Annotated in this window: 21 protein-coding genes and 2 riboswitches; of the genes, 10 read left to right on the top strand and 11 right to left on the bottom strand. The window is 74.5% G+C overall.

The window, feature by feature from the left end; all coding sequences use genetic code 11:
* The coding region (locus tag GCU67_RS02775) for a pentapeptide repeat-containing protein (RefSeq protein ID WP_211660666.1) at positions 1-601 on the bottom strand (601 nt) is incomplete at its 3' end.
* Positions 602-769: 168 nt separating this feature from the next.
* Here GCU67_RS02775 and GCU67_RS02780 point away from each other — a divergent pair.
* On the top strand, positions 770-1,888 hold the full coding sequence (locus GCU67_RS02780; protein WP_163609567.1) for a ScyD/ScyE family protein: 1,119 nt from the start codon (positions 770-772) through the stop codon (positions 1,886-1,888).
* A gap of 22 nt (positions 1,889-1,910) precedes the next feature.
* Here GCU67_RS02780 and GCU67_RS02785 read toward each other — a convergent pair whose 3' ends face one another.
* From GCU67_RS02785 to pdxY, 3 genes are all read right to left on the bottom strand, one after another.
* Positions 1,911-2,108: an RGCVC family protein gene (locus GCU67_RS02785; RefSeq protein WP_163609566.1), complete on the bottom strand. Its 198-nt coding sequence runs from the start codon at positions 2,106-2,108 to the stop codon at positions 1,911-1,913.
* 111 nt (positions 2,109-2,219) lie between these two features.
* Positions 2,220-2,693, bottom strand: coding sequence for a heme-degrading domain-containing protein (locus GCU67_RS02790; protein WP_163609568.1), 474 nt, complete (start codon positions 2,691-2,693; stop codon positions 2,220-2,222).
* Positions 2,690-3,547 (bottom strand): pyridoxal kinase PdxY, encoded by an 858-nt coding sequence (gene pdxY / locus GCU67_RS02795; RefSeq protein ID WP_211660667.1) that lies wholly within the window; start codon positions 3,545-3,547, stop codon positions 2,690-2,692. The genes GCU67_RS02790 and pdxY overlap by 4 nt, the downstream gene beginning before the upstream one ends.
* A gap of 387 nt (positions 3,548-3,934) precedes the next feature.
* Here pdxY and GCU67_RS02800 point away from each other — a divergent pair, with 387 nt between their 5' ends.
* The gene (locus tag GCU67_RS02800) at positions 3,935-6,625 is read left to right on the top strand and encodes an endo-1,4-beta-xylanase (protein WP_211660668.1); all 2,691 of its coding nucleotides are present in this window, start codon (positions 3,935-3,937) and stop codon (positions 6,623-6,625) included.
* 90 nt (positions 6,626-6,715) lie between these two features.
* Here the strand turns inward: GCU67_RS02800 and GCU67_RS02805 are convergent, their stop codons facing one another.
* Positions 6,716-7,216, bottom strand: a complete 501-nt coding sequence (locus GCU67_RS02805; protein WP_163609569.1) for an NAD(P)H-dependent oxidoreductase — start codon at positions 7,214-7,216, stop codon at positions 6,716-6,718.
* A 65-nt stretch (positions 7,217-7,281) separates the two neighbouring features.
* Positions 7,282-7,394, top strand: a riboswitch (SAM riboswitch).
* A gap of 33 nt (positions 7,395-7,427) precedes the next feature.
* Between GCU67_RS02805 and GCU67_RS02810 the strand changes: the two genes are divergently transcribed.
* Together GCU67_RS02810 and GCU67_RS02815 are read left to right on the top strand one after the other, a co-directional pair.
* Complete coding sequence (locus GCU67_RS02810; protein WP_163609570.1) at positions 7,428-8,804, top strand: aminotransferase class V-fold PLP-dependent enzyme; 1,377 nt, start codon at positions 7,428-7,430, stop codon at positions 8,802-8,804.
* Positions 8,805-8,841: 37 nt separating this feature from the next.
* Positions 8,842-9,642 carry a DUF1684 domain-containing protein gene (locus tag GCU67_RS02815; RefSeq protein ID WP_163609571.1) on the top strand — a complete coding sequence of 267 codons (801 nt, stop codon included), beginning with the start codon at positions 8,842-8,844 and terminating at the stop codon, positions 9,640-9,642.
* Positions 9,643-9,713: 71 nt separating this feature from the next.
* On the opposite strand, the gene GCU67_RS02820 is transcribed toward GCU67_RS02815, so the two are convergent.
* The 6 genes from GCU67_RS02820 to GCU67_RS02845 all read right to left on the bottom strand — a co-directional run bounded on the left by GCU67_RS02820 (position 9,714) and on the right by GCU67_RS02845 (position 14,516).
* A complete protein-coding gene (locus tag GCU67_RS02820; RefSeq protein WP_163609572.1) occupies positions 9,714-10,043 on the bottom strand; it encodes a putative quinol monooxygenase in 330 nt (109 codons plus the stop codon).
* Between the two features lie 72 nt (positions 10,044-10,115).
* Positions 10,116-11,108, bottom strand: a complete 993-nt coding sequence (locus GCU67_RS02825) for a transporter substrate-binding domain-containing protein (protein ID WP_163609573.1) — start codon at positions 11,106-11,108, stop codon at positions 10,116-10,118.
* 32 nt (positions 11,109-11,140) lie between these two features.
* A complete protein-coding gene (locus tag GCU67_RS02830; RefSeq protein WP_163609574.1) occupies positions 11,141-12,124 on the bottom strand; it encodes a transporter substrate-binding domain-containing protein in 984 nt (327 codons plus the stop codon).
* 99 nt (positions 12,125-12,223) lie between these two features.
* Positions 12,224-13,015 (bottom strand): amino acid ABC transporter ATP-binding protein, encoded by a 792-nt coding sequence (locus GCU67_RS02835; RefSeq protein WP_163609575.1) that lies wholly within the window; start codon positions 13,013-13,015, stop codon positions 12,224-12,226.
* Positions 13,012-13,980, bottom strand: a complete 969-nt coding sequence (locus GCU67_RS02840; RefSeq protein WP_163609576.1) for an ABC transporter permease subunit — start codon at positions 13,978-13,980, stop codon at positions 13,012-13,014. Before GCU67_RS02840 ends, GCU67_RS02835 begins: the two co-directional genes overlap by 4 nt.
* Positions 13,977-14,516, bottom strand: a complete 540-nt coding sequence (locus GCU67_RS02845; protein ID WP_163609577.1) for a GNAT family N-acetyltransferase — start codon at positions 14,514-14,516, stop codon at positions 13,977-13,979. The genes GCU67_RS02840 and GCU67_RS02845 overlap by 4 nt, the downstream gene beginning before the upstream one ends.
* A gap of 308 nt (positions 14,517-14,824) precedes the next feature.
* Positions 14,825-14,937, bottom strand: a riboswitch (SAM riboswitch).
* A 153-nt stretch (positions 14,938-15,090) separates the two neighbouring features.
* On the opposite strand from GCU67_RS02845, the gene GCU67_RS22660 reads away from it, so the two are divergent.
* Genes GCU67_RS22660 through chrA form a run of 6 tightly spaced genes read left to right on the top strand, consistent with a single transcriptional unit; the run spans position 15,091 to position 21,576 of the window.
* The gene (locus GCU67_RS22660) at positions 15,091-15,186 is read left to right on the top strand and encodes a putative leader peptide (RefSeq protein ID WP_338104720.1); all 96 of its coding nucleotides are present in this window, start codon (positions 15,091-15,093) and stop codon (positions 15,184-15,186) included.
* Between the two features lie 21 nt (positions 15,187-15,207).
* Complete coding sequence (locus tag GCU67_RS02850; protein WP_163609578.1) at positions 15,208-17,112, top strand: FAD/NAD(P)-binding protein; 1,905 nt, start codon at positions 15,208-15,210, stop codon at positions 17,110-17,112.
* 14 nt (positions 17,113-17,126) lie between these two features.
* Positions 17,127-18,320, top strand: coding sequence for an LLM class flavin-dependent oxidoreductase (locus tag GCU67_RS02855; RefSeq protein ID WP_163609579.1), 1,194 nt, complete (start codon positions 17,127-17,129; stop codon positions 18,318-18,320).
* Between the two features lie 10 nt (positions 18,321-18,330).
* Positions 18,331-19,677 (top strand): NtaA/DmoA family FMN-dependent monooxygenase, encoded by a 1,347-nt coding sequence (locus tag GCU67_RS02860; protein WP_163609580.1) that lies wholly within the window; start codon positions 18,331-18,333, stop codon positions 19,675-19,677.
* Positions 19,674-20,153, top strand: a complete 480-nt coding sequence (locus GCU67_RS02865) for a flavin reductase family protein (RefSeq protein ID WP_338104721.1) — start codon at positions 19,674-19,676, stop codon at positions 20,151-20,153. Before GCU67_RS02860 ends, GCU67_RS02865 begins: the two co-directional genes overlap by 4 nt.
* Before the next feature lie 49 nt (positions 20,154-20,202).
* The gene (chrA, locus tag GCU67_RS02870; RefSeq protein ID WP_163609581.1) at positions 20,203-21,576 is read left to right on the top strand and encodes a chromate efflux transporter; all 1,374 of its coding nucleotides are present in this window, start codon (positions 20,203-20,205) and stop codon (positions 21,574-21,576) included.

Consider the following 21,576-nt stretch of genomic DNA (forward strand, 5'->3'; position numbering starts at 1 on the left):
CTGCGCCCATCAGGTCCGCGCCGCGGCGGTCCCGGGCCCGTTCGGGCACCTCGGCGCGGACGGCCTCGCTCACCCGGCCGAGCAGTTCGCCGACCTCCCGGCGCCAGCCGCCGGCGTCCAGCGCGACCAGGTCGGGGGCCGGGGCGAGGGTGTGGGCCTCGGTGCGGGCGCGCGCCGCCGCGACCGCGGTGCGCAGCGGTCCGTCGGGCAGCAGGGTGCTGGCCTCGGTGAGGTGCCACAGCAGCTCGGTGAGCTGCCGCATGACCGGGAAGACGGCGAACATGGTGGCCGCGACCTCCGGGGCGTCCCGCCAGTCCCGGCCGCCCATCGTGTGCTGGGTGACCCGCTGGCCGGCGCCGAGGCAGTCGAAGACGGTGCAGCCGGGGAACCCGCGGTCGCGCAGCCGGTCGTGGATGCCGCAGCGGGAGTCCACCTGCAGGTTCGGGCACGGGCTGCTGGCCGGCTTGTCGATCGCGAAGTCGGCCGAGGCGGCGAACGCCGGGGCCACGCAGCACAGCCCGACGCAGCGGCTGCAGTCGGCGACCAGGTCCGCGCGGAGGGTGGCCAGGTCCGCCGGGTCGGCGGAGCGCGGCACGGTCACGGGTCGACTCTAGGTGCCGGCGACGGCCCGCTGGTCACCTGTCCGCTACCGCGGGCCACGGCGCGCGCCCGGCCTCGGGATCGTCGTTGAGGTCGCACCGTCCGGACGAGGATGGTGTCCGGCGTCACAGCTGGCACAAAGACGCGGGGGAGATCGAGAGGGAGCTCGATGAAGCGTTTCAGGAGAACCGCCGTGGTGGTCGCCGCCGGGGTGGCGGTGGTGGTGCTGCCGGCGGTCCCCGCGGGGGCCGGCGGCGGTGCCGACCACGGCCAGGGCGGACCCGTCGTCACGGTGGCCACCGGGCTCGACGGGCCGCGGCAGCTGAACGACTACCGGGGCAACCGAGTCGTGGTCGCGGAGTCCGACAGCGGGGAGGTGTCCTCGGTGTCGCTGCGATCGGGCAAGGTCGAGTCCCTGCTCAGCGGGCTCTTTTCGCCGCAGGGCGTCGACTACGACCGCGGCAGGCTGTACGTGGCCACCGGCGGCCCCCCTCCGCCGGAGGAGGGCGGTGCACCCGGCGCGCCGCCGCCGGGTGCCAGCTCGCTGGTGGTGGCCGAGCCGGGTGGTGGCGTCCTGCAGACGATCGACCTGCTGGCGTACGAACTGGCGGCCAACCCCGACGGTCAGCTCCAGTTCGGTCCCGACGGCGCACCCGTCGACGCGCTGTCCAACCCCTTCGCCGTGCTGGCGCAGGGCCGGAGGGTGCTGGTGGCCGATGCTGGCGCCAACGCCGTCCTCTCGGTCGACGCCCGCACCGGGGAGGTGTCGACCTTCTTCGTCCCACCGGTGGTCACCGACGTCCCCGGCTGCGAGACGGCCGAGAACAACCCGGGCACGGTCGGCTGCGACCCGGTGCCCACCGGGATCACCGAGGGCCCGCACGGCCGGGTCTACGTCAGCACCCTGGGCGCTGAGGTGCCCGGGGCCGGACGGGTGTACGTGCTCTCGTCCCGAGGGCGCGTCGTGGACGTCATCGACGGGCTGACCTCGCCCACCGGGCTCGCCGTCGACCGGCGCGGCACGGTGTACGTGTCCAACGTGATCGAGGGCGCGCCGCAGGGAGCGCCGGGTCCGGACTTCGACCCGGCCACCATCGGGGAGGTCACCCGGGTCCCCGCGCGCGGGGCGCGCAGCACCGCGCAGGTGGCGATGCCGACCGGGCTGCTCGTGCGGGACGGCGACCTCTACGCCTCGGCGTGGAGCATCGCGGCCTTCCTGCAGCTCCCGGCCGGCCGCGGTGAGATCGTCCGGGTCGGACGGGGCGCCTTCACCCCGGTCGGCGGCTGAGCCGCGCCGCCGTCGGCGGGGGTCAGGCCGCGCTGCAGACGCAGCCGCGGTCGGTCCCGCCGGCGGTGGTGGCCAGGCAGAACCGGACGCCGATCCGGTCGTGGGCGCTCATCGGGTGCGCGCAGGCCGGGCAGCCCGGCGCCTCGGGCACGCCGGCGTGGGCGGCCGGTGCGGCCTCGGCGGCGGCGGGGGCGTCGGTGGCGAACGGGGAGGCGGTCATGGCAGCGGCCTGACTCCGCCGACGGCTCGGCGGGGGAGTGCGCGGCGCCCGACGGTCGTCGGGAACTGGCGCGGGGAGGACCGTGCTCCCGACGTTACGCCGCCGGGCCGGTCAGCCCCGGTCGGTCAGGTGGGCGCGGAGCGCCGCGACGACCATCGCGTGGTCCTCGACCTGCGGCAGCCCGGAGACCACGACGACGCCGACCGGGCCGACGTCCCGCACGAGCAGCGGGAAGCCGCCGCCGTGGGCGATGTACTGCTGGGGGTCCAGGCCGAACTCCGCCTCGAACGTCGTCCCGGCCTCGCGGGAGCGCTGGCCGACGTAGAGCGAGCTGTGCCCGAACCGGTGCACCGTGGCGGCCTTGCGGGCGATCCAGGTGTCGTTGTCCGGGGTCGCCCCGTGCAGGGCGGCGTGGAAGAGCTGGTGGGAGTGCCGGGAGATCTCGATGGCCACCGGCAGCTGCTCGGCCTGCGCGCGGGCGACCAGCGCCGAGCCGAGGGCCCAGGCGTCGTCGTTGGTGAAGCCGGGCAGCTGGAGCTCGGTCTCCTGGGCGGCCAGCTCGGACAGGGCGGGGAAGTCGGTCATGGGTGGACCTCGGTCACGTCGAAGGTGCGGGTGGGGGAGACGTACTCGTCCTGCGCGGCGACCAGCAGGATCTCGCGCGAGCCGGCCTCGGCGGTCATCCGCAGCAGGCCGAACACCGAGGCCGCGGCCCGGCCCAGGGCCGCCTCGGCGGACCGGGTGTCCAGCCAGTGGGCCAGGAACAGTGCGGCGATCGCGTCGCCGGCGCCGTTGACCGACAGGTCCAGCCGCGGCGTGCGCACCCGGAAGTGCCGCCCGCCCTCGGAGGCCAGCAGGTCGACGGCGTCGTCGGGGGTGTCCTCGGTGACCAGGGAGGTGGTGAGCACCACGCGCGGCCCCATCGCCTGGACGGCGGCGACGGCCTCGGTCACCTCGGCCAGCGTGTGGGTCTCCCGCTCGGCGAGCAGGTCGAGCTCGAAGTGGTTCGGGGTGACGATGTCGGCGGCCGGGACGGCGACCTCGCGCAGGAACTCGGGGATGCCGGGCCGCACGAAGACCCCACGCCCGACGTCGCCGATCACCGGGTCGCAGCACCAGACGGCGTCGGGGTTGGCGGCCCGCACCTTCGCCACCGCACCGAGCACGGCGTGGCCGATGTCGGCCGAGCCCAGGTACCCGGACAGGACGGCGTCGCAGCCGCCGAGCACGCCTCGGTCCTCGATGCCCTGCACGACCTCCTCGACGGCCTGGCCGTCGAACACCCGGCCGGTCCAGGCGCCGTAGCCGGTGTGGTTGGAGAACTGCACGGTGTGGACGGGCCAGACCTCGATGCCCAGCCGCTGCAGCGGGAAGGCCGCCGAGGCGTTGCCGGCGTGCCCGTAGGCCACGTGCGACTGGACGGACAGGACGTTCACCATGGCGCCGACGATGGCACACCGGTCCCGGCGGGCCGCGCCCTCCCGACCTCCGGGTGTCGTGCTGACTGTGAGCCGAGTCACGAAAGCGCCACACAGCGGAACTCAGGGTGAGCGGCGCGCCCGCGACGCGCCGACCCCGGTACTTCCCGGAAGTATCCGATCAAGAATCAGTGACGGGCGGTCACGGACCGCCGTGGGATCGACGCCACCGGCACGTGAATCGGCAGCGTCCTGGACGTTGACCCCGGGTTTCCTGGGTGTTTCACTCTCCGGCAGTGCCGAGAGACTTCCGACACTTTTCGTGACTTCCCACCCGAGCACCGCCGCCCGAGGAGAACGCCACACATGGGACAACGTCGTCTGAGCGCAGGGGCTCTCTGCCTCGCCATGGCCGGAGGGGTCGGCATGCTGGCCGCGCCCGCTGCCTCCGCCGCTCCGTCCACCGTCTTCGAGACCAGCTTCGAGTCCGGGACCGCCGGCTTCTTCGGACGCGGCAGCACCCAGGTCGCCACCAGCGCGGACACGGCACGCACCGGGGTGCAGAGCCTGCTGGCCACCGGTCGCACGGCCAACTGGCACGGCCCGGCACTGGACGGCAAGACCCTGCTCCCGGCCGGCAGCTACGAGATCGAGGCCTGGGTCAAGCTGACCGCCGGCTCGGGCAGCGACGCGGTCACCCTCAGCGTCGCTCGTACCCCCACCGGTGGCGCGGCCGCCTTCGAGCGGGCCGGTGACTACCAGGTCCCCGTCTCGGACAGCCAGTGGACCAAGGTCGGCGGCACGTACGTCGTGCCTGCGGGTAGCCAGAGCCAGCTGGAGCTGTACCTGGAGAGCCCGGACGCGACGCAGAGCTTCTACGTCGACGACGTGAAGATCGTCGGCGAGGCAGCCGCCCCGGCCGCGCCCGGAGCGCTCGTGCCGCTCAGCGGTGGCTTCGAGTCCGGGGCCCAGGGCTGGGGCCCGCGTGGGGACGCCGAGGTCGCCGTCACCACCACGGACGCGCACTCCGGGACCTCGGGCCTGTCGGTGACCAACCGGGTGCAGAACTGGCAGGGTCCCGTGCTCGACGTGACCACGAGCCTGGGCGTGGGCCGGGCCGTGGCCGTCTCGGTCTGGGTCAAGCTCACTCCCGGCCAGGCTCCGGCGTCACTGCTGGCCTCCGTCCAGCTCGACGGCAAGGCCGGCACCACCTACAACAACGTGCCCGGCGCCAGCGCCGTCGTCACGTCCGACGCGTGGACCGAGCTCAAGGGCACCTACACGTTGGGTGCCGCGGTCGACAAGGCGCAGCTCTACATCGAGGGCGCGGCCGGTGCCAGCTTCATGATCGACGACTTCTCGGTGCGGGAGTTCACCGAGACGCCGATCCAGCAGGACATCCCGGGCCTCAAGGACGTGCTCGCGGCGGACGGCATCGAGCACACCGGTGTCGCCATCGACGCGCGCGAGACCGTCGGCCGGTCCTCCCAGCTGCTGCTCAAGCACTTCAACGCCTTCACCCCGGAGAACGACGGCAAGCCGGCCGAGATCCAGCCCACCGAGGGCACCTTCACCTTCGGTGACCTGGACGCTCTGCTGGACTTCGCCGACGCGAACGGCATCCAGGTCTACGGCCACGTGCTGGCCTGGCACTCGCAGACCCCGGACTGGTTCTTCAAGGACGGCAGCCGGGACCTGACCAACAGCCCGGCGGACCAGGCACTGCTGCGGTCGCGGATGGAGGCCCACATCAAGGCCATCTCCGACCACATCAACGCCCGCTACCCGGACGGCGACAGCCCGATCTGGGCCTGGGACGTCGTCAACGAGGTCATCAACGACGCCGACAACGCCAACCCGCACGACATGCGGGACAGCCGCTGGTTCCAGGTGCTCGGCGAGACGTTCGTCGATGACGCGTTCGGGTTCGCGAACGAGTACTTCCCGAACGCGAAGCTCTTCATCAACGACTACAACACCGAGATGCCGACCAAGCGGGCCGACTACCTCGAGCTGATCGCCGCGCTCAAGCAGCGCGGGGTGCCGATCGACGGGGTGGGTCACCAGGCGCACGTCGACTTCAGCCGCCCGATCGAGTGGCTGGACGCGTCCATGGACGCGGTCGAGGCGCTCGACCCGACGCTGCTGCAGGCCATCACCGAGCTCGACGTGAGCACGTCGGCGGAGAACAACGGCGCCGACGTCAGCGCCGGCACCGTCCCGCAGCACCGGCCGGGCATGACGGACCGGGCGCAGTCCGAGACCGAGGTCGGCTACTACTACCGCGATCTGTTCGCCATGCTGCGCACGCACGACGAGTCGCTGGAGTCGGTGACCTTCTGGGGGATCAGCAACGCCCGCAGCTGGCTGCGGACGTGGCCGGCGGCCCGCCCGTGGGAGACGCCGCTGCCCTTCGACGACGACCTGCAGGCCCTGCCGGCCTACTGGGGCATCGTCGACCCGTCGAAGCTCGCCCCGCGCCCGAGCGACCAGCTCGCGCCCCGCATCGCCGGGCACGACACCGTGCGGGCCACCTCCACCGGCGTCACCGGCGCCAAGGTGACCTACACGCTGCCCGAGGCCGGCGACACCCGCGACGGCGCGATCACCCCGGTCTGCACCCCGCCGTCGGGCTCGCTGTTCCCGATCGGCACCACGAAGGTCACCTGCACCGCGACCGACGCGGCCGGCAACAAGGCCAACCCGACGACGTTCGACGTGGTCGTCACCGCGCCGCCCACGACGACGGCCGTGTACTCCCAGGTCAACAACGGGTCGGTCGTCCGGGCGAACGTCAAGCAGACCGTCCAGGTGGTCGTGCAGCTCGGCAACAAGGGCAAGGGCAGCCTGGTCGGTGCGTCCTTCGGCTACAGCTGCACCCAGAAGTCCGGTCCGGCGATGACGCTGGAGCTGGCCCCCGGGTCCGCCCAGCAGGTCACCAACCGCGACTACCCCGCCGGGCAGAACGCCACCTTCCAGCTGCGCGGCACCCCCACGCAGGTCGGGACGGCGACGTTCGACTGCACGCTGACCATGACCGACGCCTTCGGGGCGAAGGTGACCAGCACGAACACGGTCACCATCGACGTCCGGAAGTGACCGCTCGTCCGGGGCGCTGACCGCGCCCCGGACGGCACCCCGACAGGCCGAGGCCCTCGCTCACACCGGTGAGCGGGGGCCTCGTGCCGTTCAGCCGCGGCCGGCGGTACGGGCCGCGGCCACCTGCGGGCGGGCCACGGCGGCCCAGTCCTCCAGCGGGCCGGGGGCGTCCCACACCCGGTCGACCAGGTACAGACCCCGCGTGGGGGCGGTCGCGCCCAGTTCCACGAGCACCGGCTTGAGCAGCAGCTCGGGGGCCAGGGCGTGCGTCGGCCCGCCGCCGAGCATGAGCGGCACGGCCACCACTCCGGCCAGGTCGCCGGTGCCCACCTGGTCCAGGAAGAGCTTGAGCAGCCCGGTGTAGGTGGCCTTGTAGGTCGGGCTGGCGACGACGGCCACCTCGGCCTGCCGCAGCGCCTCGACCGCCTCGGTGACCGCCGGGTCGCCCCAGGCCAGCAGCCCGGCGCCGAGCTCGACGACGTCGACGACCCGGTCCGGCGGCGCGCCGGTCAGCTCGTGCACGACCCGCTCGGCGGCGGCCCGGGCGCGGGAGTTCGGCTTGGGGTTGCCCACGACGGCGATGGTGGTCACGACACATACCTCACCATGCCGATGAGGATTGACGACATACGGACCGCTGTGCCAGTCTCTGGCCAGGTCACGAGTGCCAGCGTTGAGCCCCGGCTTGCTGGCCGGCAACCCTCCTCCGCGAGCGGGTGCCCCGGGTGACGACCTGGCGACTGCACCCCGCAGCCGCAAAGCGCGGACCCGTGCCCGGGTCCCCGGACCCAGGAGCACCCCCATGTCCCACGCCGTCCTCTGTGCCCCCGACGCCCCCGTCACCGGCGCCGCGCCGCTGCTGCCCGTGGTGGGCGCGCAGACCCGGGTCCCGCTCGTGCCCGGCGGCAGCGCCCGCTACGTGGACCTCGACGCCGCCGCCAGCGCCCGCGCCCTGCAGTCGGTCGCCGACCGGGTCGCCGAGGCGCTGCCGCTCTACGCCAGCGTCCACCGCGGTGCCGGCTACCTCTCCCAGGTCTCCACCGCCCTCTACGAGTCGGCCCGGGCCACGGTCGCCGGTTTCGTCGGCGCGCGGGCGGACGACGTCTGCGTGCTCACCCGCAACAGCACCGACTCGCTCAACCTGCTCGCCGGCGCCGTCCCGGACGGGGCAGCGGTGCTGGTCCTGGACTGCGAGCACCACGCCGACCTGCTGCCCTGGCAGCGCCGCGGCCCGGTGACCGTGCTGCCGACCGGCGACACGGTGGTGGCGACGCTGCGCGCCATCGGCGCCGAGCTGGCCGCCGCGCCGTACGCGCTGGTCGCGGTCACCGGCGCCTCCAACGTGACCGGTGAGTCGCTGCCGCTGCAGGAGGTCGTCCAGCTGGCGCACGCCGCCGGGGCCCGGGTGGTCGTCGACGGGGCGCAGCTGGTCCCGCACCGCCGGTTCTCCCTCGCCGGCTCCGGTGCCGACTACGTCGTCCTCTCCGGGCACAAGACCTACGCACCGTTCGGCTCCGGCGCCCTGGTGGGCCGCCGCGACTGGCTGGACGCCGCACCCGCGTACCTGGCCGGCGGCGGCGCGGTCGCCGAGGTGACGGTGGAGGAGACGAGCTGGGCCGCGGCGCCGCACCGGCACGAGGGCGGCTCGCCCAACGTGCTGGGCGCGGTCGCCCTGGCCGCCGCCTGCGACGCGCTGGCCGCCCTGCCCGCCGGCGCCCTGGAGGAGCACGAGCGGGCGCTGCGCACCCGGCTGACCGAGGGCCTGGCCACCCTGCCCGGCGTCCGGGTGCTGCGGATCTGGGCCGACTCCGACGAGCCGACCGGCGTCGTCTCCTTCACCGTCGCCGGCGCCGACCCCGGCCTGGTGGCCGCCTACCTGTCCGCCGAACACGGCATCGGCGTGCGCGACGGCCGGTTCTGCGCGCACCCGCTGGTGACCCGGCTCGGCGTCCCGGCCGGTGCGCTGCGGGCCAGCGTGGGCGTCGGCAGCACCCTCGCCGACGTCGACCGGCTGGTCACCGCGCTGGACACCTGGCTGAGCGAGGGGCCCACGGCGGACTACGCGCAGGTCGCCGGGCGTTGGCAGCCGGTGGACGACCCCCGGCCGCTGGCCGGCCTGGCCGGCGCCGACCCCGCCGCCGTCGCCCGCGGCGCGGGCTGCGGGCCGGCGACGGCCTGAGCGCCCGGTCCCGACACCCCCGATCCCAGGAGCACCGATGACCGTCACCGAGACCCCCACCTTCGCCGAGGAGTGGGCGGACTGGCACACCCGGCACGAGGCCGCCCGCGCCGACGGCCACGGCTTCCTCGCCATCACCGGCCTGACCTGGCTGACCGCCGAGCCGCAGCGGATCGCCGGCGTCCCGGGGGAGTGGTGGACCGGCCCGGGCGGTCCGGTCGTGCGGCTCGCCGACGGCGAGGAGCTGGTCGTCGGCGGGACCACCGTGCACGGTGAGCACGCCTTCGGGGAGGTCCCCGAGCGCGGCGGGGTCGACGCTGTCGCCGGTGACGTGGTGATCGAGGTCGCCCGCCGCGGCGGAGCCGACGTCGTCCGGCCGCGGGACCCGGCCAACCCCGTGCTCACCGCCTACACCGGCACCCCGGCGTACGAGGCAGATCCGCGCTGGCGGGTGACCGGCACCTACGTGCCCTTCGACCAGCCGCGGCCGACCACGGTCGGTTCCGTCGTCGAGGGCCTCGAGCACGTCTACGACGCCCCGGGCCGGATCGAGTTTACCCTCGAGGGCCGGGAGCTGACGCTGACCGCGTTCGACGGCGCGACGCCGGGCTCCTTCATGGTGCTGTTCACCGACGAGACGTCGGGCGTCACCACCTACGCGGCGAACCGGTCGCTCAAGGTCGGGGCCCCGGACGCCGACGGCACCGTGGTCCTGGACTTCAACCGGGCCACCAACCTGCCGTGCGCCTACACCGTCTTCGCCACCTGCCCGCTGCCGCCGGCGGAGAACCGCCTGCCGATCGCGGTCGAGGCCGGGGAGAAGAAGCCGGCGGCCTGACCCCCGGAACCGCACAGCGGCCGGTCGCCTCCCCGCGGAGGTGACCGGCCGCTGTGCTGTGCGCCGAGCGGTCAGCCGCGGGGCTGGACCTCGCCCATCGGGCCCCAGCCGGCCAGGTCGGGGGAGTCGACGTACATGATCGACGGCGTCGCGGACACCCAGTCCGGCATCTGGCCGACGGCCTTCGTGAAGTGCTCGGACGCCGTGTGCACCGCGCCCGCCTCGGCGTCCCGGAAGCCCTCGACGAGCACCCACGTGTGCGGCTCGTCGACGCTGCGGGACCACTCGAAGAAGACGTTGCCGGGCTCGGCCCGCACGGCGTCGGTGAACTCGCGGACCAGCTCGGGCCACTGGTCGTCGAACTCGGGGCGGACGGGCCACTTCACGACGATGAGGATCATCCGGGCAGCGTAGGAGCCGGGGACGACGCGACGGCCGGTCACCCCGGGGAGGGGCGACCGGCCGTCGTGAGGTCAGGAGGCGACCGAGGGGTTGACCTCGGGGGCCGCCACGGCCTCGTCGGACAGACCCCACCGCTCCAGGGTGGCGGCGTAGCTGCCGTCGTCGAACACGTGCTGCAGCCCGGCCTCGAACGCGTCGACCAGGCCGTTGCCCTTCAGCGACGTGGCCGCCACGTAGGTGGTGTTGGGCCAGCCGGCGTTGACGGTGCCGACAACGGACACCGTGCCCTTGCTCTCCTGGTAGACGGCGTTGGGGTTGGGCCCGAGGTAGGCGTCGACGCGGCCGGAGGAGATGGCCAGCAGCGCGTCGGCGGCGCTGGCGTAGTAGTCCAGGGTCGCCGGCTCCAGCCCGGCGGCCTGGTTCCGGGCGTTCCAGTCCAGCAGGATCCGCTCCTGGTTGGTGCCCGAGCCCACGGCCAGGGTGAGCCCGGCGACGTCCTCGGCCCCGTCGATGGACAGGGTGCTGTCCGGGGCGGCGGTGAAGGCCATGATCCCCTGCCGGTAGGTGGCGAAGTCGAACAGCTCCAGCCGCGCGGCGTTGACGCCGACGTTGCTGAACACCGCCTCGACGTCCCCGCTCTGCACCGACAGCGGCCACTGCTCCCAGGAGATGTTGCGGACGTCGAGCGCCAGGCCCAGCGACGAGGCGACCAGCGAGGCGATGTCGACCTCGCTGCCCACGACCGTGCTGTTGTCGTCGGCGAGGAAGGCCAGCGGCGGGTCGCCGGCCCCGACGATGCCGACGGTGAGCTTGCCGTCGGCGGAGACCGCGGCGGGCACCAGCGCCTCGGCGGCGGGGTCGGCGGTGGTCGACACCCGGGCGGACTGCGCCGGGCTGGTGTCGACGACGAGCGGCGCGGCGGCGCCGGCGTTGCTGGGCGCGACCTGGGCGGCCTCGATGTCGGCGGAGCTGCTGCACGCCGACAGCAGGGTGACGGTGGACAGCAGCAGGGCGCTGGCCACGGGCAGGGACGGACGGCGGCGACGGGTGCGGGTGCGGGTCACGGGGGTGCCTCTCGGGGTGGTCGGGGTGGGGGTCAGGTGGCAGGGAGGCCGGGCGGGTTGGTCTCGGAGCGCTCGACCGACTCACTCGTCAGCCCCCAGCGCTCGAGCACCTGCGGGTAGCTGCCGTCGTCGATCGCGGCGTTGAGCGCGGCGGTGACGGCGGGCGCCAGGCCGTTGCCCTTCGCGGTGGCCACGGCGATCTGCGCCGTCCGCGGCCAGCCGCCGTTGACGGTGCCCACGACGGTGAAGTCGGCGGGGGAGACGGCGGCCTTGTAGGCGGCGGTGGCGTTGGGCCCGAAGGAGAGGTCGAGCCGGCCGGACTGCAGGGCGAGGGTGGTGTCGCCGTCGTTCTCGAAGTACTGGACGTCGACCGGGTCCAGTCCCGCGGCCCGGTTCTGCTCGTCCCAGGCGAGCAGGATCTCCTCCTGGTTGGTGCCCGAGCCGACCGCGATGGTCAGCCCCGCGACGTCGGCGGGGCCCTCGACGCGCAGCTGCGAGCCGGCCTTCGCCAGGAAGCCGAGCTCGTCGACGCGGTAGGAGGAGAAGTCGAACAGCTGCTTGCGCTCCTCGGTGACCGTGACGTTGGAGATGGTCACGTCGACCTCGCCGGACTGCGTGGCCAGCGGCCAGCCGGCCCAGTCGGTGGGCACCAGCTCCAGCTCCAGGCCCAGACCGTCGGCGACGAGCTGCGCGATGTCGGTCTCGTGGCCGATGGCCGTGGCGTTGTCGTCGGCGTAGAAGGCCAGCGGAGCGCTGAACGGGCTGGTCGCGACCCGCAGGACGCCGTCGTCGACCAGGCCCGGCGGCAGCAGGCCGACCGCCTCGGGGCTCTCGGTGGTGCGGATGCGCTCCTGCTGGGGGCTGGTGTCGACGGTCAGGGCGGTGCCGGTGCCGGCGCCCTGTTCGGCGGCGGCCGCGGCCTCGATCTGCCCGGAGCTGCTGCACGCCCCGAGCGCCAGCACGGAGGCAGCGGCCAGGGCGGTGACGAGCGGGGCTCGCCGGGTGCGGGCGGTCACGGTGTTCTCTTCTCCTCAGGTCGGCACGCGGGCGCGCGCCATGGCCGGGCGGCGCACGGTGCGCCGTCCGAGTGGTGGGGGATCGGGACTGGGGCTGGACTACAGGACGCGGGCGAGGAAGGCGCGGGTGCGGTCGTGCTGCGGGTCGTCGAGCACCTGCTCGGGTGGGCCCTGCTCGACCACGCGGCCGGCGTCCATGAACACGACCTGGTCGGCGACCTCGCGGGCGAAGCCGATCTCGTGGGTGACCACGATCATCGTGGTGCCGGTGCGGGCCAGGTCGGTGATCACCTCGAGCACCTCGCCGACCAGCTCCGGGTCCAGCGCGGACGTCGGCTCGTCGAACAGCAGGACGGCGGGGCGCATGGCCAGCGCCCGGGCGATGGCCACCCGCTGCTGCTGACCACCGGACAGCTGCCGCGGGTGGGCGTCGGCCCGGTCGGCCAGCCCCACCCGGGCGAGCAGCTCGCGGGCCTCGGCCTCCACCTCCGCGCGCGGCCGGCCCTGCGCGGAGACGGGCGCCTCGACCACGTTGTCCAGTGCGGTCAGGTGCGGGAAGAGGTTGAAGGACTGGAAGACGAACCCGAACCGGGTGCGCTGGCGGAGCAGCTCCTTCTCCGGCAGCTCGTGCAGCCGGTCGGTGCCGCGGTGGGGTTTCCGTCGGTAGCCGACCAGCTCCCCGTCCAGGGCGATGAAGCCGCGGTCGGCCTTCTCCAGGTGGTTGATGCTGCGCAGCAGCGTCGACTTGCCCGAGCCCGACGGGCCCAGGACGACGGTCACGGTGCCCGGCTCGACCACCAGGTCGACGCCGTGCAGCACCTCCACCCCGGCGTAGGACTTGTGCACGCCGTGCACCTCGACCCGGCCCGGGCGCGCCTCCACCGCGGTCATCGGGTGGCCCCGCGGGGGGCGCCGAAGCGGGCGAGGACGTCGCCGAGCTCGCTGCGCACCCGCTGCAGCGGGGTGGGCGGCAGCGTGCGCAGGGCGCCACGGGAGTAGTGCCGCTCCACGTGGTACTGGACGACGGTGACCACGGTGGTGAGCACGACGTACCAGATCGCGGCGACCACCAGCATGGGCAGCACCCGCTGCGTGCGGCCGTAGATGACGCTGACGGTGTAGAACAGCTCGCCCAGGGCCAGGACGTAGACGATCGAGGTGCCCTTGAACAGGCCGATGACCTCGTTGACCGCCGTCGGGACGATGGTGCGCATCGCCTGGGGCAGCACGATGCCGGTGGTCTGCCGGCGCCGGGGGATGCCCAGGCTGGCTGCGGCCTCGTGCTGTCCCTGGTCGACCGAGAGGATGCCGGCCCGGACGATCTCGGCCGAGTAGGCGGCCTGGTGCAGGCCCAGGCCCAGGACAGCGGCGCCGAACTTGTCGATCAGCGAGAGCGTCGGGACGCTGACGAACGACGGGCCGAACGGGATGCCTAGGTCTAGGTGCTGGTACAGGTAGGCGAGGTTGTACCAGAGCAGCAGCTGCAGGATCAGCGGCACGGAGCGGAACACCCAGGTGTAGCCCCAGCTCACCGCCCGCAGCAGCGGCGAGCGGCTCAGCCGCATCAGGGCCAGCACCGTGCCCAGCGCGAAGCCGACCACCGCGGTGATCGCGGTCAGCTCGATGGTGGTGAGCACGCCGCGGACGATCGACTCCTCGGTGAGGTAGGCGCCGACGACGTCCCACTCCCACCGTGGGTTGGTGACGAGGCTGTTGACGACCATGGCCAGCAGTACGACCACCGCGGCGGTGGCCACCCAGCGGCCGGGGTGTCGGGCCGGCACGACCTCCAGCTGGTCGAAGGGGGTGCCGGCCGGCGGCGCCGTGGACGCCGGCCGGGTGTCGAGGGTGGTCACGCGGGGTCTCCCAGGTGCTTGGTGAAGGCGTAGAGGCGGTCGGCGACCGGCAGGCCGCGCAGCGTCTCGAGGTCGGTCGGGCGGGGGACGGCGGGGTCGAACAGCGGCGTCCAGCCGGTGGTGAGGTACAGGTCGCGGGCCTCGGGCTGGCGCGGGCCGGTGGTCAGGTACAGGTGCGCGTAGCCGGCCGTGGCGGCCCGGTGCTCCAGCTCGGTGAGCACCCGGCGGGCCAGGCCACGGCGGCGGTGGGAGGTGGCGGTCCACATCCGCTTGACCTCCGCCGCCCCCGAGGGGTGCGCCATGAAGGCGCCGCCGGCGACGGCCGCGCCGTCCTCCAGCAGCAGGACGAAGGCCCCCGACGGGGGCAGGAAGGCCTCGGCCGGGTAGCGGGTCAGCTCTTCGGCCGCGCCACCGAAGAGGTCGCCGTAGCGGCTGTCGTACTCGGCCGCGAGGTCGGCGAACAGCGGTGCGGCCAGCGGGTCGTCAGGACGGACCTCGACCACCTGCAGGTCGGCCGGGGACAGGGACGTGGGCATGCGGCAGGGACTCCTGGACGGCTCGGAGGGCGCGCCCGCGGGCCGCCGGGGGACGGCGGGCGGGGCGGAGGTGGGTGCGCGACGGAGGTGCGCGGACCGGGTGCGCGGAGGTCGGCGCAGGGACGAGCTCAGCGCCGGGGGCGGCGCTGCGACGTCAGCGACAGAGCGCGCTGTCGGTGCGCAGCAGGTCGACGGCGAGGCGGCCGACCAGGTCGGTGGAGACCCGCTCGACAGCAGGGCTGTCGGCGGCGGCGCGGCGGCCGGTCTGTCCCACGGTGCTGCTCCTCGTTCGTCCCCTCGGGAGGGGAGGCCACTGCTTGCCGGGGCGCGGGTGCGCTCGGCCAGGTCGTCACCCGGGGCACCCCGTCGCAGGGAGGGTTGCCGGCCAGCGAGCCGGGGCTTGTCGCTGGCGCTCAGGACCTGGGGGGACCATAGGGGCAGCACCCGCTTGTCGTCAAACATCATCGGTTTGGTAGACATTGCGGCGAGCGACACACCGCGGCGGGGAACAGCCCGCCGCCACGGTGCGCTCGACCCAGCAGAGCGACCCACGGACAGGCGAGAGGAGACGCACGTGCCCAGCACCGCCCTGGTCCGCCGCCGGCACGTCGACCTCCTCCGGACGGCGAGCGCGCAGTGTCTGCGCGAGGTCACGACCCCGCGTCCCTGACCCTCCGCACCCGGAGTCCGCATGTCCTCCCTGCTTCCCCGCACGTCCGGCCCGTCCCTCGCCGTCATCGGCGCCGGCCCCACCGCCATCGGCCTGCTCGAGCGGCTGGTCGCCAGCGCGCCGGAGCTCACCGGCTCCGAGCGCCTGCAGGTGCACCTGGTCGACCCCCACCCGCCGGGCGGTGGCCGGGTCTGGCGCGCCGCGCAGCCCTCGCTGCTGTGGGCCAACTCGCTGACCGCCGACGTGACCGTGCTGCCCGACCCCTCGGTCACCGTGGAGGGCCGGGTGGGCGAGGGCACGACGTTGTGGCAGTGGGTGGAGACCGTCGGTCGGCGCCTGCCCGCCGGTGACCCGGTCGGGGACGAGGCCCGGCGGCTCGCGCCGACCAGCTTCCCGTCCCGGCCGCTGGTCAACGCCTACCTCGGGTGGGTGCTGGCCCAGGTCGTGGAGTCCGCGCGGCCGTGGGCCGACGTCCACCTGCACACGGGCACGGCCGTGGACGTCCGGGTGACCGAGGACGGCGTCACGGTGGTGCTGGGCGACGGCCGGGAGCTCGCCGCCGACCTCGCCGTGCTGGCCCAGGGCCACCTGGACGCGCACGCCACCGACGACGAGCAGGCGACCGCCCGCCGCGCCGCCGCCGCCGGTGCCACCTACCTGCCCACCGCCTACACCGCCGACCTGGACCTCTCGGTCCTGGCACCGGGGGAGCCGGTGCTCGTGCGCGGCGCGGGTCTGGCCTTCACCGACCTGATGGTGCTGCTGACCAGCGGCCGTGGCGGGCGGTTCACCCGCGACGGCGACCGGCTGCGCTACCTGCCCTCGGGGCAGGAGCCGGTGCTGCACGTCGGCTCCCGGCGCGGCGTGCCCTACCGGGCCAAGCTCGGCTACGTCTGGCCCGGCCCGCCGGTGCCGCTGCGCTTCTTCACCCCCGAGGCGCTCGACGCCGCCTTCGGCACCGACCGGCGCCTGGACCTGCGGGCCGACCTCGCACCGGTGATCGCCCGCGAGCTGGGCTGGGCGCACTACAACGAGCTCTTCCGCGCCCACCCGGAGCGCACGGCGCTGCCCTGGGCGGAGTTCGCCGAGCGGTACGCCGCCACCGACGACCCGGTCGAGGTCGCCGCGCTGGCCGAGGCCGCCGTCCCCGACCCCGCCGACCGCTTCGACCTCGCCCGCCGGGACCGCCCGCTGGCCGGTGCCCGTTACGCCGGCGCCGAGGAGCTGCAGGAGGCCGTCCGCGACCTGGTGCGCGCCGACCTGGCCCGCTCGGCCGACCCCGCGTACAGCACCGACGCCGCCGTCTTCACCGCGCTGCTGTACTGCCACGGCACGATCGCCGGCCTGATCGCCGGCGGGCGGCTGACCGCCCGCTCGGAGGCCGAGGACGTCGGCGGCTGGTGGATGAACCTGTTCAGCTACCTGGCCAGCGGCCCGCCCGCACCCCGGCTGGCCGAGCTGCTCGCGCTGTCCGAGGCCGGGGTGCTGCAGTTCCTCGGCGCCGACACCCGGGTGGAGCTGGACTCCGGCACCGGTGTGTTCCGGGCGACCTCGGCCAGCGTCGACGGCGCCGTCGAGGCCCGGGCGCTGGTCGAGGCCCGGGTGCCCGCTCCTGCGGTCGCCGCCACCCCGGACGCCCTGGTCACCTCGCTGCTCACCCGCGGGGTGGCCGCGGAGAAGGTGCTCACCGATGCCGACGGGGCGCACAGCACCGGCCGGCTGCACGTCGACGCCGACCAGCGGGTGGTCAGCGCCACCGGCCGGCCCCAGGACCGGCTGTACGCACTGGGCTTCTGGACCTCCGGTGCGCAGGTCCCCGCCTTCGCCCGCCCCGGCACCGACGCCCCCTTCTTCCGGCAGAACGACGCGCTGGCCCGCCGCCTGTGGCGCGCCGTCGTCCCCGCTGCCGTCCCCGCCGCCGCCTGAGCCCTGGAGCACCCATGACCACCCCCGTCCACCTCGCCGTCGCCCTCGACGGCGCCGGCTGGCACCCCGCCGCCTGGCGCGAGCCCGACGCCCGCCCCACCGAACTGCTGACCGCCGGGTACTGGGTCGACCTGGTCACCGAGGCCGAGCGCGGCCTGCTGGACCTGGTCACCCTCGAGGACGGCTTCGCGCTGCAGTCCTCGGACCGCTGGGCGCCCGACGAGCGCACCGACCAGGTCCGCGGCCGGCTCGACGCCGTCCAGGTCGCCGCCCGGGTCGCGCCACTGACCTCCTCGATCGGGCTGGTGCCGACCGCCGTCGTCACCCACACCGAGCCCTTCCACCTGTCCAAGGCGATCGCCACGCTGGACTTCGTCAGCGGCGGCCGCGCGGGCGTGCGGGTCAAGGTCGGCAGCGCCGTGGAGGCCGCGCACCTGGGCCGGCGGCAGCTGCCCGACCTGCGCGAGCTGGACCCGGGCGACCCGGTGGCCCAGGCCGGGCTGCGCGAGCTGTTCGACGAGGCCGCCGACTGGGTCGAGGTCGTCCGCCGGCTCTGGGACAGCTGGGAGGACGGCGCGGAGATCCGCGACGTCGCCACCGGCCGCTTCGTCGACCGGGACAAGCTGCACTACGTCGACTTCGCCGGCCGGCACTTCTCCGTCCGCGGCCCCTCGATCACCCCCCGCCCGCCGCAGGGCCAGCCGCTGGTGGCCGCGCTCGCGCACCAGGCGATCCCCTTCGAGCTGGTCGGCCGCAGCGCCGACCTCGGCTTCGTCACCCCCACCGACGCCGCCGACGCCACCGCCGTCCTGGGCGAGATCCGGGCCGCCCAGGCCGCCGCCGGGCGTGCGGAGGAGACCGTGCACGTCCTCGGCGACCTCGTCGTGTTCCTCGACGCCGACGAGGCCACCGCCCGGGCGCGCAAGGACCGGCTCGACGAGCGCGCCGGGGCCGCGTTCACCAGCGACGCCGCCGTCTTCGTCGGGACGCCGTCCGGGCTGGCCGACCTCGTCGAGGAGTGGTCCGCCGCCGGGCTGAGCGGGGTGCGGCTGCGGCCGGCCACGCTGCCCCACGACCTGCGCCAGGTCACCACCGGGCTGGTGCCCGAGCTGCAACGCCGCGGGCTGTTCCGCACGGCCCACGAGGCCGCCACCCTGCGCGGTCTGCTCGGGCTGCCGCGCCCCGCCAACCGCTACGCCGCGGTCTGAGGAGAACGCCATGACCAAGCAGGTGCACCTCGCCGCGCACTTCCCCGGCGTCAACAACACCACCGTCTGGAGCGACCCCGCGGCCGGCAGCCACATCGAGTTCGACTCCTTCCGCCGCTTCGCCGCCGCCGCCGAGCGCGGGAAGTTCGACTTCATGTTCCTCGCCGAGGGCCTGCGGCTGCGCGAGCAGAACGGCGAGATCTACGACCTCGACGTCGTCGGCCGGCCCGACACCTTCACCGTGCTGGCGGCGCTGGCCGCGGTCACCGAGCACCTCGGGCTGGCCGGCACGATCAACTCCACGTTCAACGAGCCCTACGAGGTGGCGCGGGAGTTCGCCACCCTCGACCACCTCTCCGGTGGGCGGGCGGCGTGGAACGTCGTCACGTCCTGGGACGCCTTCACCGGGGAGAACTTCCGCCGCGGCGGCTTCCTGCCGCAGGACCAGCGCTACGAGCGGGCCCGCACCTTCCTGGCCACGGCGATGGAGCTGCTGGACTCCTGGCACGGAGACGAGATCGTCGCCGACAAGGAGACCGGTGAGTTCCTGACCACCCCGACCCCCGGCCGGTTCGCGCACTTCGACGCGCACTTCGACATCGCCGGCCAGTTCGACGTCCCGCGCAGCCCGCAGGGCCGCCCCGTCGTCTTCCAGGCCGGTGACTCCGACGAGGGCCGGGAGTTCGCCGCCTCCGGTGCCGACGCCATCTTCAGCCGGCACGGCACCAAGGAGGCCGGCCAGGCCTTCTACGCCGACGTCAAGGGCCGGCTGGCGACGTACGGCCGGGCCCCCGAAGACCTGCTGATCCTGCCCGCGGCCACCTTCGTCATCGCCGACACCGACGCCGAGGCCGCTGAGCTTGCCGCCGAGGTCCGCAAGCAGCAGGTGTCCGGGCAGACGGCGCTGCGCAAGCTGGAGGAGGTCTGGAACCGCGACCTCTCCGGCTACGACCCCGACGGCCCGCTGCCCGACGTCGACCCGCTGGTCGGCGAGCACACCGTGGCCAAGGGCCGGGCCAGCGTGCGGATGAACCGCGACCCGATGGCCGTCGCCGCCGCCTGGCGCGAGCAGGCCGAGGCCAAGGGCCTGTCCATCCGCGAGCTGATGATCGAGACCAGCGCCCGGCAGAACTTCATCGGCAGCCCCGCCACGGTCGCCGACCAGATCGACGACCTGGTGCAGTCCGATGCCAGCGACGGCTTCATCCTCGTCCCGCACCTCACCCCCGGCGGGCTGGACGTCTTCGTCGACACCGTGGTCCCGCTGCTGCAGGAGCGCGGCGTGCACCGCACCGACTACACCGGGACGACGCTGCGCGACCACCTCGGCCTGGCGCCGCTCGGCGGTGCCGCGTGACGACTCCGCTGGCCGAGGAGTTCCGCGCGGTGATGGCCGGGGTCGCCACCCCGGTCTCGGTGGTCACCACGCTCACCGACGGCTCCCCGCACGGGACGACGGTGAGCGCGTTCGCGTCGCTGTCGATGACCCCGCCGATGGTGCTGGTGTCCCTGGACCGCGGCTCGGAGCTGCTGTCCCGCCTCGCCGTGGACAGCGTCTTCGGCGTCAACGTGCTGGGCAGCGGTCAGGCGGCGCTGGCGCTGGCGTTCGCCCGCAAGGGCAGCGACAAGTTCTCCGGCGTCGACTGGGTGGCCGAGGACGGCGCGCCGCGGCTGACCGGCAGCCCCGGCTGGCTGGCCTGCACGGTGAGCCAGCTCGTCGCCGGCGGCGACCACGTCATCGTGCTGGGCGAGGTGCGCGCGGCGGCCCGGGAGGACCTCGCCCCGCTGACCTACCACGCGCGCACGTTCGGCACCCACGCCGCCGCGGTCTGACATCGTCGGGGTACCGCCCGGGCCCCGACCCCACCCTGACGAGGACGCCATGCACCCCGACGCCCCCGCTCCGACCACGCCGGTCGTGCCGTTCCGCACGGCCGTGCGCGCCTGGGCCCTGATCTCGCTGCAGACCTTCGGTGGGCCGGCCGGGCAGATCGCGGTCATGCAGCGGACGCTGGTGGAGGAGAAGCGCTGGATCGGTCAGCGCCGCTTCCTGCACGCGATGAACTACTCGATGCTGCTGCCCGGGCCCGAGGCCCAGCAGCTGGCCACCTACGTGGGCTGGCTGATGCACGGCACCCGGGGCGGGCTGGTCGCCGGCGGGCTGTTCGTGCTGCCCGGCGCCGTCGCGCTGCTGGTGCTGTCGGCGGTCTACGTGGCGTGGGGCGACACCACCGCGGTCACCGCCGTGTTCGCCGGGCTGGCGCCGGCGGTGGTGGCGATCGTGGTGCAGGCGGTGACCCGGGTCGGGAAGCGGGCGCTGACCAGCCGGGTGCTGCTGGGGATCGCGGTCGCCGCGTTCGCCGCGCTCGCGCTGTTCGCCGTCCCGTTCCCGGTGGTCGTCGCGCTGGCCGGGGTGGCCGGTTGGACGTTGCACCGCTGGCGTCCCGCGGCCGTGCCCGACAAGCCGGCGCAGGACGCCGACGACGGCCCGGCGCCGCTGATCTCCGACGACGAGCTGCACACCGAGCAGCCCTCGGCCCGCCGCACGCTGCGGGTGCTGGTCGTGGGCCTGGTCGCCTGGGGCGTGCCGATCGCCGCGGTGGCGCTGCTGACCGGGGCGGGCAGCGTCTTCACCGAGCAGGGGCTGTTCTTCTCCGGCGCCGCGGTGGTCACCTTCGGCGGGGCCTACGCGGTGCTGGCCTACGTCGCCCAGCAGGCGGTCGGCGTGTACGGCTGGCTCGCGCCGGGGGAGATGGTGCGCGGGCTGGCGCTGGCCGAGACCACGCCGGGGCCGCTGATCATGGTCGTGCAGTTCGTGGCGTTCCTGGGCGCCTACCGCGACCCCGGCAGCCTCGACCCGTGGGCCGCGGCGGTGCTCGCCTCGCTGCTGGTCACCTGGGTGACCTTCGTGCCCAGCTTCCTGTTCGTGCTGCTGGGCGCGCCCTACATGGAACGGCTGCGCGGCAACCGCTCGCTGTCGGCGGCGCTGACCGGCATCACCGCCGCCGTGGTCGGGGTGATCGCCAACCTCGGCCTGTACTTCGCGGTGCACACGCTGTTCACCGGCGTCGTGGCCGTGGACCGGTGGGGGCTGAGCCTCGAGCTGCCCGACCTCGGCACGCCGCGCTGGGTGGCGCTGGCGATCGCCTGCGTCGCGGCGGTGCTGCTGTTCCGGCTGCGCTGGTCGGTGCTGCGCACGCTGGGCGTGTGCGCCGTCCTCGGCCTCGCCGCCGGGCTCGCCGGCCTGCCCGTCTGA

Origin of the sequence: Modestobacter muralis, from assembly GCF_010682105.1 — a bacterium.
Classification (GTDB): Bacteria; Actinomycetota; Actinomycetes; order Mycobacteriales; family Geodermatophilaceae; genus Modestobacter; species Modestobacter muralis.